Raw genomic sequence first — 14,347 nt, 5'->3', positions numbered from 1 at the left:
AATTATGAAATTGAATAAATTTAATGATTTTTTTAATTGCAAAGTAAAGGCGCAAATTACTTCGCGTGGCAAACTAAAAAACACAAAAAATCCCGCTTTTGCGGGATTTTCTATATCTTATCTATTCTGTAAATAACTCAAAACGTTTTGCTCAATTCTTTCATTGATGTTGGAAATATCGGCTTTAACGAATTTTTCTCCAATGATGTTTTCGAATAACTCAATGTAACGTTCAGAAACTGTTTCGATGTATTCGTCTGACATAAACGGAATTTGTTGGCCTTCTTTTCCTTGGAATCCGTTTTCAATTAACCAACGACGTACAAACTCTTTTGATAATTGTTTTTGTTCTTCGTTGTTGTTTTGTCTTTCTTGGTAGCCTTCTGCGTAGAAATAACGAGAAGAATCTGGCGTGTGGATTTCGTCGATTAATACAATTTGTCCGTCTTTTGTTTTCCCGAATTCGTATTTGGTATCAACTAAGATTAAACCGCGAGAGGCTGCAATTTCAGTTCCTCTTTGGTATAAAGCTCTGGTGTATTTTTCTAAAACTAAGTAATCTTCCTCGGTTATAATTCCGTTAGCTAAAATAGCTTCGCGCGAAATGTCTTCGTCGTGCGAACCGTTATCTGCTTTCGTTGTAGGCGTGATGATGGGTGTTGGGAATTTATCGTTTTCTTTTAAACCTTCTGGCATTTCTACACCGCAAAGGATTCTTCTTCCTGCTGCATATTCACGCGCTGCATGTCCTGATAAATACCCACGAATTACCATTTCCACTTTGAAAGGCTCACATAAATGTCCTACCGCTACGTTTGGATCTGGAGTGGCTACTAACCAATTGGGTACGATATCAGCAGTTAATTCCATGAACTTCGTAGCGATTTGATTAAGGATTTGACCTTTATAAGGAATTCCTTTTGGTAAAACCACATCAAATGCAGAAAGACGGTCGGTAGCGACCATCACTAATAATTCATCATTGATATTGTAAACTTCTCTAACTTTTCCACGGTACACCGATTTTTGACCTGGAAAATTGAAATGGGTAGTCGTAATTGTATTCATTATGTTGTGTTGTTGTTTGTGTGGTGCAAAAGTAAAAAAAAGACGCTAATAAAAGCGTTTATTAAAATTAAATATTTTGTTGGTTTTACTTCAAAAATTTTCTCTCTTCAACATTTTCTAGAATACTCATTTGCTGAATTGCAATTCGGTTAAGTTTGATTAATCGTTCTTTTTGTGGGATTTTTTCATCAATTAAAACGGCGTTTAAATTTTCCATATTACTCAAACAAATCAATTCATTAATAGTTGCATAATCACGTATATTCCCTTTTACATCTGGATTTTGTTCACGCCATTCTTTAGCAGTTATTCCAAAAAGTGCTACATTCAAGACATCTGCTTCATTAGCATAAACTAAAGCGGTTTGTTGTAATGTTAGCTCTTGTGGGATTAAATTATGTTTGATAGCATCGGTATGAATTCGATAATTAATTTTAGCTAATTCTCTTTTAGCAGACCAACCAATTTGTTTTTGTTCTTCTTCTTTAAGTCGCTGGAATTCTTTAACAAGATAAAGTTCAAACTCAACTGAAATCCAACTCGCAAATTTGAAAGCAATATCTCTTTGAGCATAAGTACCGCCAAATCTACCTGATTTTGAAATAAATCCAACCGCATTTGTTGATGAAATCCATTTTTGAGGTGACATTGTAAAAGCGTTTAATCCGGCTTCTTTTTTAAACCCCTCGAATTCGAGGGGTTTAAAATTTGGATTGTGTATAATTTCCCAAAGACCTAAAAATTCAATGGTATTTCTGTTTCGCATCCAATTACCAATAGCTGCGGATGCGTCATCGGTTTTATATTTTGCAATATCTGTGATTGAAATATAGTCATTATCACTATTATTGATGATTGCTATCTCAGTTTCTTTTACATTTATTTTTGCCATAAATTAAACCTAACTACAACTAACTAATCATTATTCTCAATACTCTTATACGCATCAATAATTTTCTTAACCAATCGGTGGCGCACGATATCTTTGTCGTCTAAGTAAATGATTCCGATGCCTTCAACATCTTTCAAAACCAAAATAGCTTCTTTCAATCCTGAAATCGTTCGTCTTGGTAAATCTACCTGACCTGGGTCGCCCGTGATGATGAATTTGGCGTTTTTCCCCATACGCGTTAAGAACATTTTCATTTGGGAATGCGTGGTGTTTTGCGCTTCGTCTAAAATTACAAAGGCATTATCTAACGTTCGCCCACGCATAAAAGCTAAAGGAGCAATTTGAATAATCCCTTTTAAGATATAATCTTCTAAAGTTTGTGGTGGTAACATATCGCGCAACGCATCATATAAAGGTTGCATGTAAGGATCTAACTTTTCCTTCATGTCGCCCGGAAGAAACCCTAAGTTCTCGCCTGCTTCCACAGCTGGACGCGTTAATATGATTCGCTTGACTTGTTTTTCTTTTAATGCTTTTACTGCCATGGCAACTCCGGTATACGTTTTTCCTGTTCCGGCTGGACCGATAGCGAAAACCATGTCGTTTTTATGTACATAATCCACCAATTTTTGTTGGTTAGGCGTCATGGCTTTGATTAACTTTCCTCCTACACCATGCACTAAAATCTTATCGCGATCGTGCATGTGTTCGGCATCATGTTGATGACTCGTTTCTAAAACCCTCAAAATAACATTATCATCAATACTGTTGTAACGCGTAAAATGATGCATTAATCTTTTGAAGCGATTTTCAAACTCATCCAAGATTTCTGGCTCACCAAACGCTTTAAGAGTAGTTCCTCGTGCTACGATTTTAAGTTTTGGATAATACTTCTTAATAGTTTCAAGATGAGCATCTTGCGCACCCCAAAATTCTTTTGGAGCAATGTCGACTAATTCAATGATTCTTTCGTTCAAAGGCTTTCTTTTTTTAATTATTTTTGAAACGCTAAATTTGTAGTAGCTTTGCAATCAAATTTACTAAAAACTACTGTTGAATTTCAAATAAGTTATAAACAAAAAAATGTCAATAATTACTTTAACTACCGACTTTGGACACAAAGACTACTTCGTAGGCGCTTTGAAAGGAAAAATATTGTCGGAACACAAAGAAGCGGTTATTGTAGACATTTCGCACGAGATTGACTTATTCAATACCTTAGAAGCGAGTTACTGTATTGAAGCTGCTTATCATAACTTTCCAAAGGGCACGATTCACATTATTGGTGTGGATAGTGAACGTGTGGGCGATACCCAACATATTGCGATGCAATGGGACGATCATTATTTTATTTGTGCCGATAACGGAATTTTAAATACCTTAATTCAGAAGAAAATTCCACAGAAAATCGTAGCCATTACCATCCACGACCGATTGAATACAGATGTTAGCGATATGGATGTTTTCGTAGCGGTTGCCTGTCATATTGCACGAGGTGGTTTATTAAATGTGATTGGTAAAGAAATCCCATCGTTGAAACCTGTAAGTGTTTTAACTTCATCAATTACCGATGATTTAAGCGAAATTAAAGGTCAAATTGTATATATCGATTCGTTTGGAAATTGCGTTACTAATATTTCGCATAAACAATTTAACGATACGATTAGAGGTCGAAAGTTCGAAATCGTAATCAAAAACAAGAAGTTCAGTCGTTTGCACAAAAGCTACTCGGATTTTCAAGTTTCTGATGTGAAACAATTGAAAGACTTAGAAGGTGATTTCTTAGCGTTATTCAATGAAAACGGCTATTTAGAAATTGCCATATATAAGAGTAATCCAAAAACGGTAGGTTCGGCAGCCACCTTATTAGGATTGCATTTTAGAGATACGGTATCCATTAAATTCAAATAAAAATATGTTCATAAGAATTGTAAAAATGCGTTTTCACGAAGATAAAATCGAAGCTTTTTTAAATAATTTTGAAGAAGTGAAACACCACATACGAAACTTCGAAGGAAACCGTTTCTTAGAATTGTATCAAGACAAAAATGACAAACGTATTTTCTTTACCTATAGTTATTGGGAAAACGAAGAAGCGTTAGAAAACTACAGAAAATCAGCTTTGTTTGATGGCGTTTGGACATACACTAAGACTTTGTTTAGCGATAAACCAGAGGCGTGGAGTGTAGACAGATTAGTAACTTTAGAATAATCTTTTAAACTCTTAAACGTTTAAACTTATAAACAAGAAAAAATAAATGAAAGCATTATTATTACGAGAAATAAAATCCTTTTTTGGTTCACCGATTGGATATTTAGTCATCGGGATTTTTCTTTTACTCAACGGATTATTTCTTTGGGTTTTTGAAGGCGAATTCAATATTTTAAACTCGGGTTTTGCCGATATGAGTCCGTTTTTCAAATTGGCACCATGGATTTTGATTTTCTTAATTCCTGCCGTAACCATGCGCAGTTTTTCGGATGAGAAAAAACAAGGAACGATAGAGTTATTGTTTACCAAACCGCTTTCAAATTGGGACATCGTAAACGGAAAATTCTTAGGCGCTTTGGTGTTAATCATCTTAGCGATTGTTCCAACGATCATTTATGTGTTGACAATTTCGCATTTTGGAAATCCGCAAGGTAATATTGATATGGGAAGTACACTTGGTTCGTATTTCGGATTGTTGTTCTTAATTGCGTCTTACACGGCAATTGGAATTTTTGCTTCTACTTTATCAGATAACCAAATTGTGGCATTTATAATTGCGGTTTTTTGTTGTTTCTTTTTCTATTTTGGGTTTGATGGCATTGCGTCGTTCCTTGGAAATTACAGTTCGATGTTTGCTGCTTTAGGAATGGATTATCACTTTAAAAGTATGAGTCGCGGTGTATTAGATACACGTGATATTGTGTACTTTGTGAGTGTGACGTTTTTATTTTTATCGGCAACGGTTTATCAACTTAAATCATTGAAATGGTAATGGCGGCCAACAAATCAAAAGCTTTAAAGCAATTAGGAATTGTATTTTTAGCGATTATCGTTATCAATTTAATAAGCAACTTCTTTTTCAAACGTTTCGACTTAACACAAGACAAACGCTATACCTTATCGCAAACCACTTTAAACATTATTGAAAGTGTAGATAGTCCGTTATACATTGAAGTGTATTTGGAAGGAAATTTTCCACCAGAATTCAAACGTTTACAAAACGAAACCAAACAACTTTTAGAAGAATTCACGGCTTATAATTCGAACATTATTTTCAACTTCAAAAATCCGATTGAAAAAGAGGAAACGCGAGTTGAAAAAATGAAAGAATTCTATGCAAAAGGCATGCAACCGCTTAGCATCACCGTGGAAGACAAAGGTAAACAATCGCAAGAAGTGGTTTTCCCTTGGGCACAAGCGACGTATGGTGATAAATTCACGAAAGTGGCGTTGTTGAAAAACTTAATGGGAGCTTCTACGGAACAAAAAGTAATTAGTTCGGTACAGCATTTGGAATTTGGTTTTGCAGAAGCTATCAATAAAATTTCGAAAGAAAAACAAAAGAAAATTGCCGTAATCAAAGGGAATGGCGAGTTAATTGAACCTTTCATGGCCGATTTCTTAAGAACGGTTAAAGAAAGTTATTACATCGGACCTTTTACATTGGATTCGGTAGCAAAACAACCTACTCAGACGTTAGAAGCTTTAAAAAAATACGATTTAGCGGTAATTGCGAAACCAACCGAAGCTTTCACAGAAGAAGAAAAACAAGTATTAGACCAATTCATCATGAACGGTGGAAAAACCTTGTGGTTAGTTGATGCCGTTTCAGCGGATATGGACAGTTTGTACAACGAAACCGGTACGATTTTAGCCGCACAACGCGAGTTGAACTTAACCGATATGTTCTTCAAATACGGAATCCGTATCAATCCGTTATTGGTAAAAGACGAATATGCTACGCCAATTAAATTAGCATCAGGAAATCAAGGAAGCGAAACCCAAATGCAAGAATACACTTGGAAATTCGCACCGTTTATTTATCCAACTTCAACGAATCCAATTGTGAAAAACATGGAAGGGATTAAGTTTGAATTTGCTTCTCCAATCGAAATCCTGAAAAACGATATCAAGAAAACCGTTCTATTGAGTTCGTCAGAATATTCTAAAACCGTTGGAACACCAAGTCCGATTTCATTAGACATGGTGACTGAAGAAACCACTCCTGAAGAATATGAAGGTAAAGGATTGCTTCCAGTAGCGGTTTTGATGGAAGGAAAATTCAAATCGGCTTACCAAAATCGAGTATTACCTTTCAAAGACAATTCGTTCCAAGCCACTGGAAAAGAAAACAAGATGATTGTGATTTCCGATGGTGATGTGATTAAAAATCAATTGGACAAAGGCGTACCACTAGAATTAGGGTTCGATAAGTGGACAAATCAGCTTTACGGAAACAAAGAATTCTTAATGAACTGTGTAAATTACCTTTTAGACGACAACGGACTTATTAACATCCGAAGTAAAGATGTAGATTTACCCCTTTTAAACAAAGAAGAGGTATATAAAAATTACACAACCGCCCAAATGGTAACTGTCGGATTACCAATAGTTATTTTAGCTATCTTTGGATTTTTATTTACATTCCTACGTAAAAGAAAATACAGCCGCTAGTTGTTAATAAAATTGTTTTTGCGGTTGAACAGAATTAGAATATATTTGTGAAATATAAAATCAAATCACGATTTTAAAAAACAAGATGATGAAGTTTATAGTATCGAGTTCGTATTTATTAAAACAATTACAAGTTTTAGGAAGTGTTATCAACAGTAGTAACACCTTACCTATTCTTGATAATTTCCTTTTTGAATTAGACAACAACCAATTAAAAGTTTCAGCTTCTGATTTAGAAACTACCATGACAGCTACGTTAGAAATTGATTCTACAAGTCAAGGAAGTGTTGCTATTCCGGCTAAACTTTTATTAGATATCTTAAAAACCTTCCCAGAGCAACCGTTAACGTTTACTGTTGAAGACAATTCGACCGTAGAAATTAGCTCAAACTCGGGTAAATATGCGATTGCTTACGCTCCAGGAGAAGAATTCCCTAAAGCTGTAGTTTTAGATGATCCTTCAAAAACATTAGTTCCTGCTGAAGTATTAGCAACTGCAGTAAGTAAAACGATTTTCGCTGCTGGAAATGATGATTTACGCCCTGTAATGAGTGGTGTTTTCTTCCAATTTTCACCTGAAGGATTAATTTTTGTAGCAACAGACGCTCACAAATTAGTAAAATATGCTCGTGCCGATGTAAAAGCATCTCAAGTAGCTGATTTTATTATGCCAAAAAAACCTTTAAACATTTTAAAAGGAATTTTAGCAGCATCTGACGCTGAAGTAGCTATCGAATACAACGATTCTAATGCAACGTTCTCTTTTGAGAATTATGTATTGACTTGTCGTTTAATCGATGGAAAATATCCAAACTACGAAGCGGTTATTCCAAAAGAAAATCCAAACAAATTATTAATCAACAGAGTTCAGTTTTTAAACTCGGTTCGTCGTGTGGCTATTTTTGCTAACAAAACTACGCACCAAATCCGTTTAAAAATTGCAGGAACCGAATTGAATATATCAGCAGAAGATATCGACTACTCTAACAAAGCAGACGAGCGTTTGACTTGTGATTATCAAGGAGACGATATGCAAATTGGTTTCAACTCACGTTTCTTAACGGAAATGTTGAATAATTTATCAAGTGATGAAATCCAATTAGAAATGTCGATGCCAAATAGAGCTGGAATTTTAACTCCAGTAGACGGCTTAGACGAAGGCGAAACCGTTACGATGCTAGTAATGCCAGTAATGTTGAGCAACTAATTCAAAAATATTTGATTTTACAGTTTTAACTGAGAATCTTATTACCAACCTTAACTAACTTAAAAACCACTTGGCTTTGGCTTTAGTGGTTTTTTAATTTTTAGAATAAATTTAAACGCAAAGAACACAAAGCTTTTTCGCAAAGAACGCAAAGAAAAACTTAGTGTAACTTCGTGCTAAACTTTGCGGGACTTTGTGTAACTAAAAAAACTTTCAACTTCTAACTTCTAACTTCTGACTTTGAATTATCTTTGTAAACTAAATTTAGAACATGATTCCACAAGAAACCATAGTTGCATTAGCTACACCGTCTGGAGCGGGTGCGATTGCTATTATTCGATTATCTGGTAAAGATGCTATTAAGATAGCCGCTGACGTATTTCAATCGGTTTCAGGGAAAGATATTACGAAACAGAAAACTCATACGATTCATTTGGGACATATTGTGGATAATGGAAAAGTGTACGACCAAGTGTTACTTTCGATTTTCAAAGGTCCGAATTCGTACACAGGGGAAAACGTGATTGAAATTTCGTGTCATGGTTCTACTTTTATTCAACAACAAATCATCCAATTATTACTTCGTAGAGGCGCTAAAATGGCTCAGGCAGGTGAATTTACCTTACGTGCTTTTTTAAACGGGAAATTAGACTTATCGCAAGCCGAAGCTGTGGCTGATTTAATTGCTTCGGATAATGAAGCATCGCACCAAATTGCGATGCAACAAATGCGTGGCGGTTTCAGCAATGAGATTGCCAAACTACGTGAAGAATTATTGAATTTTGCTTCATTAATCGAATTGGAGTTAGACTTTGCCGAAGAAGATGTGGAATTTGCCGATAGAACCCAATTTCATGAATTATTAGAGCGCATTGAATTCGTTTTAAAACGTTTGATTGATTCGTTTGCCGTTGGAAATGTTATTAAAAACGGTATTCCAGTTGCGATTGTGGGCGAACCAAATGTTGGGAAATCGACTTTATTAAATGCTTTATTGAATGAAGAACGTGCCATTGTTTCTGACATTGCGGGAACAACTCGTGATACGATTGAAGATGAATTGGTTATCAACGGCATTGGTTTTCGATTTATTGATACGGCAGGAATTCGTGAAACGAAAGATGTAGTGGAAAGCATCGGGATTCAGAAGACATTTGAGAAGATTGAGCAAGCGCAAGTAGTGATTTATTTGTTTGAAAGTTCGAAGTTTCAAGTTTCAGGTTCGCAATACATTACCGAAATTGAAAAAATAAAAAATAAATACCCATTAAAACAACTTATAGTTGTAGTCAATAAAATCGATTTAATTTCGGAGTCAGAAGTGAATCAAATTCGCCAACAATTAAAAGAATTGAATGTTAAATTGGCAACTATTTCAGCTAAAGAAAAATCAGGTATCGATACATTAAAAGAAGAATTACTTTCTTTAGTAAATACTGGCGCACTAAGAAACAATGAAACAATCGTAACCAACACGCGTCATTACGACTCTTTATTAAAAGCTTTAGAAGAGGTCCAAAAAGTGAAATGGGGATTAGACTCAGGACTTTCTTCTGATTTGATGGCGATTGATATTCGCTCTGCGTTGCATTACTTTGGTGAGATTACAGGCGAAGTTACAAATGACGAGTTGCTTGGAAATATTTTTGCGAATTTCTGTATCGGAAAGTAATGTATTTAGAACTTTCACTTCACACCACTCATTTTAATCTGCAAATGATTCAATAAAACTTGGTACTTGCTAATTTCTCTCAAAACCACTTCGTCTTCTGTACCATCAATCATTTCATCTAAAACATCGCTAACTTGAACTAATTGAAGACTAGCTTCTGAAAAATTCTTAATCGCCATATGATCGATGATAGATTGAATGTCTTTTTTAATTGCGTCAAATTGATTTTCCATAGTTCTTTAATAAAACGTTTTTTTAATCGTTGGTAAAGGGATATTGGTAGTGATTAAATTATGAATAATTTCGTTTCTTACCATTTCTAAATCAGAAACATCCAAATATTTCGCCCATGTATTCGATTCTAAAATTTCTTTTACTTGCCGGATGACTTTTGCCGTTTCGGAAGCATTTCGTAAAACAGCTTTTCCATCAAAATTAGGATTATTCTTGTGTTGGAAAGTTGCTTCTTTAGTTTCGAAATTCACTTCTATATAAAATAGATTTTCAGTTTCATTATTCGGATAGAAATCCGTCCATTTGGCAAAACCAATGCGATGCTGACTATTATTGATTTTTGAACTTGAATTTGTCCTTGAATTTGAAATCAAACGCCATCTGCAATTTGCAGCTCTTCCCCAATGATTCGAAATACGATAAACACCTTGCTCCGTAAAACAATACCCACTTCCCGATTTACTTTTGTAATGCCACTCGATATTTGAAATCGTAGTCGCATCGACTTCGGCAAACTCACAAAAAGTGTGTTTATGAAAATTGTTTTTATTGTATTTTTTTTGAGTCATAAAGTGTCTATTCGATTTCTTTGTAACAAAAGTAACATTTGATTTTTAAAGAATCGTTGTATCTTTACAAAAAAGGAGTACGAATGAGAGACATTTTAGAACAAGCTTACGGTTATATTTTTGAAGAAGCTTTATTAGATGAAATCGCAAAAGTAGCGGTTTATAAGGAATTTAAAGCCGATGATTACCTAATTGAGATTGGGGATTACATCAAAACGATGCCACTTTTATTGACTGGCGCGATAAAAATATTACGAGAAGATGAAAATGGTGATGAATTGTTACTCTATTTCCTAGAACGTGGCGATACGTGTGCCATGACTTTAACGTGTTGCATGGGACAATCGAAAAGTCGCATTCGAGCTATTGCCGAAACGGATGGCGCCATGTTAATGATTCCTGTAGAAAAAATGGAAGAATGGTTGACCAAATACAAAACGTGGCGAAACTTCGTTTTTGACAGCTATAATGTGCGTTTAAACGAAATGTTAGAAGCGATTGACACCTTGGCTTTCATGAATTTAGACGAACGTTTGTACAAATATTTAACGGATAAAGCAAAAGTTATTGGCGATACCGAAATCAAAAATACGCATCAAGAAATCGCTTACGAAATGCATACATCGAGAGTTGTAATTTCACGTTTGTTGAAAGCGTTAGAATTACAAGGCAAAATCAAATTACACCGAAATAAAATCGAAATCCTTCAATTCTAATGGAGATTTTAGGCTATATTGGTGCTTTGTTCATCGGATTAGTATTAGGACTAACAGGCGGTGGTGGCTCTATTTTAACCGTTCCGATTTTAGTGTATTTAATGAGCATAAATCCCGTTACAGCAACCGCTTATTCGTTGTTTATTGTTGGAACGACATCTACTTTTGGCGCGATTCAAAACTACCGAAAAAACTTAGTTGACATTAAAAACGGATTCATCTTTGCCATTCCGTCTTTCATAGCAGTTTACTTAACCCGAAAAATTATTGTTCAGAGAATTCCTGAAATAATTATAGAATCACCTATTCTCATCACAAAAGAAACATTCTTGATGTTGTTTTTCGCTGTGATTATGGTATTTGGAGCACTTTCAGTTTTAAAAAAGAAAAGTCAAAACACCAATAGCAAAGAAAAAAGGAATCTTATTCTTATCGGAATTCAAACCTTTACCATTGGAATCATCATTGGATTAGTTGGAGCCGGTGGCGGATTTTTAATTATTCCATCATTGATTTTATTTGCCAAATTACCGATGCGAAAAGCCGTTGGCACTTCCTTATTCATTATCGCCATGAACTCATTGGTAGGATTTATGGATGATGTGCAGAATTTAGAAATCGATTGGCTGTTTTTGTTAACGTTTTCGGCTATTTCGGTAGCGGGAATATTTTTAGGAATGTACCTCACAAAATACACGAATGAAAGCCAATTGAAGAAGATTTTTGCTTACTTTGTATTGGTAATGGCTGCCATTATCTTGTTAAAAGAAATGTAAATGTAACTTTGAGTACAGAAGAAGTAAAATTTAGAATGTAAATTTGCAAAAAAATAAGATATTATGAAAATTGAACAAATATATACTGGATGCATTGCTCACGCAGCGTATTACATTGAAAGCAATGGAGAAGCAGCCATTGTTGATCCATTGAGAGAAGTACAACCTTATATCGAAAAAGCCAATAAAGACAACGCTAAAATCAAATACATTTTCGAAACGCATTTCCATGCTGATTTCGTTTCAGGACATTTAGATTTGGCTAAGAAAACAGGAGCTTCAATTGTTTATGGTCCCACTGCAAAACCTAATTTTGAATGCATTGTTGCCACTGACGGACAAGAGTTTAAAGTGGGTGAAGTTACGATTAAAGCCATTCACACACCAGGTCACACTTTAGAAAGTACATGTTATTTGGTTACTGATGGAACTGGAAAACAACACGGAATTATTACGGGAGATACATTATTTATTGGTGATGTTGGTCGTCCTGATTTAGCACAAGAATTGGTAGAAGATTTAACCCAAGAAATATTAGCGGGTCATTTATTTGATTCGTTGCGCAATAAAATTATGCCATTGAGTGATGATTTAATTGTATATCCAAATCACGGTGCTGGAAGTGCTTGTGGAAAAAATATGAGTAAAGAAACCACCGATACTTTAGGTAATCAAAAGAAAGTCAATTACGCTTTAAGAGCCGATATGACGAAAGAGGAATTCATCAAAGAATTATTAGATGGATTAACGCCTCCACCAGCTTATTTCCCACAAAATGTATTGATGAACATTCAAGGGTATGAAAGTTTGGATGCCGTAATGTCAAAAGCAGAAACGCCTTTACATCCAAAAGAATTTGAAGCCGTTGCAAATCAAACAGATGCTTTAATTTTAGATGTTCGAAACGAGAATGATTTCGTAAAAGAACATTTACCAGGTTCTATTTTCATTGGATTACATGGGCAATTTGCTCCATGGGTTGGCGCATTAATTAGAGATACCAAACAACCTATTTTATTAATTACACCAGAAGGGAAAGAAGTAGAAACCATCACAAGATTATCTCGTGTAGGATTTGATAATACTTTAGGCTTCTTATTAGGAGGCATAGAAGCATGGAAAGCTGCAGGTTACGAAACAGATAGCATTGAATCGATTTCACCAGAAGTTTTTGCAGCACAATACCAAACATCTCCAGTTATCGACTCAAGAAAACCAGGAGAATTTACAGCCGAACACGTTGTAAATGCTAAAAACATCCCATTAGATTACGTTAACGAGCAATTAGCCGAAGTTCCAAAAGATGAAAAATTCTTCATCCATTGCGCGGGAGGTTATCGTTCGGTAATTATGTCGTCAATCTTAAAAGCAAGAGGTTACCACAACATGATTAACGTAGAAAAAGGAATGGCAGGCATCAGAATGACCGATGTCCCTTTAACGGCTTACGTTTGCCCTAGTACGCTGAAATAAAATAGTTTAAAATATCTTATCCGACTTCACAAGAGTCGGATTTTTTTATGGGCGTTCCCCAAGGGTCTGGCTATCCGCACTCGCTTTAATTGGTTGCCTGAGGTTCTCGAAAGCAAACAATTAAGAGCTCAAACAACTGCTACTATCCCTAACGCAGAATTGGTTTTCAGTTGAAATTCATTGGAAAATTATTCTAAATTTGTTTTATAGTTCATTGTGGTCACGGATTTTAAATCCGCGATATCGGAGGATATATTGTTTTACTATGAAAAATGGTGTAGTATTTAAAAGAGAATTGTATTCAACATATATAAAAAGAAAAAAATGAGAAAAAATCTAGCATTTGCTTTCTTCGTGATTTGTTTATTTTCTTGTAATGAGCGATTAGAAGAAAATAGAAAAGAAATTAAGCAAAATAATCTTTCGGGAATAAGTACACATGATGTTTATTTTGAAAAATTTTTAAATATTGTAGAAATGGATAGCTTAAAAGGTAAAATTAGAAGAGAAGGTGATACAATAGCTTTTCAGAAATTAAAAGAAATTTATTATAATAGTGGATATGAAAATGAATTTTTTTATTATTCAATGTTTATGGCTAATACTTATGAATATAGTTATGCGTTTTATACAAGTTATTCTATATTGATGACAGATAATATAACTGAAAAAAATAAGGTTAATAATATATATGCTAATTATTATCTTCTTAAATCTTATGAGCTCGGTTATAAAGATGCTTTAAGTACAATTGAAGAAAGATTTGGAAAATCTGCAAAAATTACCAGCTCTAAAGATTATCTTAAAAATAACTATGAAATTTTGTTTGGAATGAATAATAGATAGTTTAGATAATATTTCAAATCTAACCTTCCGCTAGCGCGAGCGTCCCGCTCGTGCTCACAAAACAAACGAAATCCACGAGCGAGACGCTCGCGTTAGCCTTTCATGAAGTATAAAAACAACAAAACCACCATTATGAGGTGGTTTTTTAGTCTCGTAGAGACGCTATATTGGTAACAAAAAAGCCCTATCATTACTGATAGGGCTTTTCAAAAGAAAGGCGGCGACATA

General features: G+C 34.8%; 15 protein-coding genes. 10 read left to right on the top strand and 5 right to left on the bottom strand.

The genetic code is table 11. From position 1 onward, the window contains the following. Nucleotides 1-117: 117 nt before the first annotated feature. The 3 genes from B4I81_RS01935 to B4I81_RS01925 all read right to left on the bottom strand — a co-directional run bounded on the left by B4I81_RS01935 (nt 118) and on the right by B4I81_RS01925 (nt 2,937). On the bottom strand, nt 118-1,068 hold the full coding sequence (locus B4I81_RS01935; RefSeq protein ID WP_291106826.1) for a phosphoribosylaminoimidazolesuccinocarboxamide synthase: 951 nt from the start codon (nt 1,066-1,068) through the stop codon (nt 118-120). 85 nt (nt 1,069-1,153) lie between these two features. Further along, nucleotides 1,154-1,960 carry a KilA-N domain-containing protein gene (locus tag B4I81_RS01930; RefSeq protein WP_291106824.1) on the bottom strand — a complete coding sequence of 269 codons (807 nt, stop codon included), beginning with the start codon at nt 1,958-1,960 and terminating at the stop codon, nt 1,154-1,156. Between the two features lie 23 nt (nt 1,961-1,983). Next, nucleotides 1,984-2,937, bottom strand: coding sequence for a PhoH family protein (locus tag B4I81_RS01925; protein WP_231843481.1), 954 nt, complete (start codon nt 2,935-2,937; stop codon nt 1,984-1,986). Nucleotides 2,938-3,043: 106 nt separating this feature from the next. Between B4I81_RS01925 and B4I81_RS01920 the strand changes: the two genes are divergently transcribed. The 6 genes from B4I81_RS01920 to mnmE all read left to right on the top strand — a co-directional run bounded on the left by B4I81_RS01920 (nt 3,044) and on the right by mnmE (nt 9,505). Continuing rightward, nucleotides 3,044-3,871, top strand: coding sequence for an SAM hydrolase/SAM-dependent halogenase family protein (locus tag B4I81_RS01920; RefSeq protein WP_291106821.1), 828 nt, complete (start codon nt 3,044-3,046; stop codon nt 3,869-3,871). A 4-nt stretch (nt 3,872-3,875) separates the two neighbouring features. Further along, nucleotides 3,876-4,172, top strand: a complete 297-nt coding sequence (locus B4I81_RS01915) for a putative quinol monooxygenase (RefSeq protein WP_194096354.1) — start codon at nt 3,876-3,878, stop codon at nt 4,170-4,172. Between the two features lie 46 nt (nt 4,173-4,218). After that, on the top strand, nt 4,219-4,944 hold the full coding sequence (gene gldF / locus B4I81_RS01910) for a gliding motility-associated ABC transporter permease subunit GldF (protein ID WP_291106818.1): 726 nt from the start codon (nt 4,219-4,221) through the stop codon (nt 4,942-4,944). Beyond that, on the top strand, nt 4,944-6,626 hold the full coding sequence (gene gldG / locus B4I81_RS01905; RefSeq protein ID WP_414655075.1) for a gliding motility-associated ABC transporter substrate-binding protein GldG: 1,683 nt from the start codon (nt 4,944-4,946) through the stop codon (nt 6,624-6,626). Before gldF ends, gldG begins: the two co-directional genes overlap by 1 nt. Before the next feature lie 88 nt (nt 6,627-6,714). Then, on the top strand, nt 6,715-7,833 hold the full coding sequence (dnaN, locus tag B4I81_RS01900; protein WP_291106814.1) for a DNA polymerase III subunit beta: 1,119 nt from the start codon (nt 6,715-6,717) through the stop codon (nt 7,831-7,833). 271 nt (nt 7,834-8,104) lie between these two features. Next, the gene (gene mnmE, locus B4I81_RS01895) at nt 8,105-9,505 is read left to right on the top strand and encodes a tRNA uridine-5-carboxymethylaminomethyl(34) synthesis GTPase MnmE (protein ID WP_291106812.1); all 1,401 of its coding nucleotides are present in this window, start codon (nt 8,105-8,107) and stop codon (nt 9,503-9,505) included. Between the two features lie 14 nt (nt 9,506-9,519). Here the strand turns inward: mnmE and B4I81_RS01890 are convergent, their stop codons facing one another. Then, complete coding sequence (locus B4I81_RS01890; protein ID WP_291106810.1) at nt 9,520-9,738, bottom strand: hypothetical protein; 219 nt, start codon at nt 9,736-9,738, stop codon at nt 9,520-9,522. A 6-nt stretch (nt 9,739-9,744) separates the two neighbouring features. Further along, nucleotides 9,745-10,308 carry a hypothetical protein gene (locus B4I81_RS01885; protein WP_291106808.1) on the bottom strand — a complete coding sequence of 188 codons (564 nt, stop codon included), beginning with the start codon at nt 10,306-10,308 and terminating at the stop codon, nt 9,745-9,747. A gap of 83 nt (nt 10,309-10,391) precedes the next feature. Here B4I81_RS01885 and B4I81_RS01880 point away from each other — a divergent pair, with 83 nt between their 5' ends. The 4 genes from B4I81_RS01880 (at nt 10,392) to B4I81_RS01865 (ending at nt 14,119) form a co-directional block, all read left to right on the top strand. Then, nucleotides 10,392-11,024 carry a Crp/Fnr family transcriptional regulator gene (locus B4I81_RS01880; protein ID WP_291106806.1) on the top strand — a complete coding sequence of 211 codons (633 nt, stop codon included), beginning with the start codon at nt 10,392-10,394 and terminating at the stop codon, nt 11,022-11,024. Continuing rightward, nucleotides 11,024-11,800 carry a sulfite exporter TauE/SafE family protein gene (locus tag B4I81_RS01875; protein WP_291106805.1) on the top strand — a complete coding sequence of 259 codons (777 nt, stop codon included), beginning with the start codon at nt 11,024-11,026 and terminating at the stop codon, nt 11,798-11,800. Before B4I81_RS01880 ends, B4I81_RS01875 begins: the two co-directional genes overlap by 1 nt. Nucleotides 11,801-11,863: 63 nt before the next feature. After that, a complete protein-coding gene (locus B4I81_RS01870; protein ID WP_291106803.1) occupies nt 11,864-13,273 on the top strand; it encodes an MBL fold metallo-hydrolase in 1,410 nt (469 codons plus the stop codon). Between the two features lie 324 nt (nt 13,274-13,597). Beyond that, nucleotides 13,598-14,119: a hypothetical protein gene (locus tag B4I81_RS01865; protein WP_291106801.1), complete on the top strand. Its 522-nt coding sequence runs from the start codon at nt 13,598-13,600 to the stop codon at nt 14,117-14,119. Nucleotides 14,120-14,347: the final 228 nt, after the last annotated feature.

The organism is Flavobacterium sp. UBA6195, from assembly GCF_002422095.1.
Classification (GTDB): domain Bacteria; phylum Bacteroidota; class Bacteroidia; order Flavobacteriales; family Flavobacteriaceae; genus Flavobacterium.
Note: the sequence above shows the minus strand (reverse complement) of the source record. Positions and strands in the feature narration are given on the sequence as shown.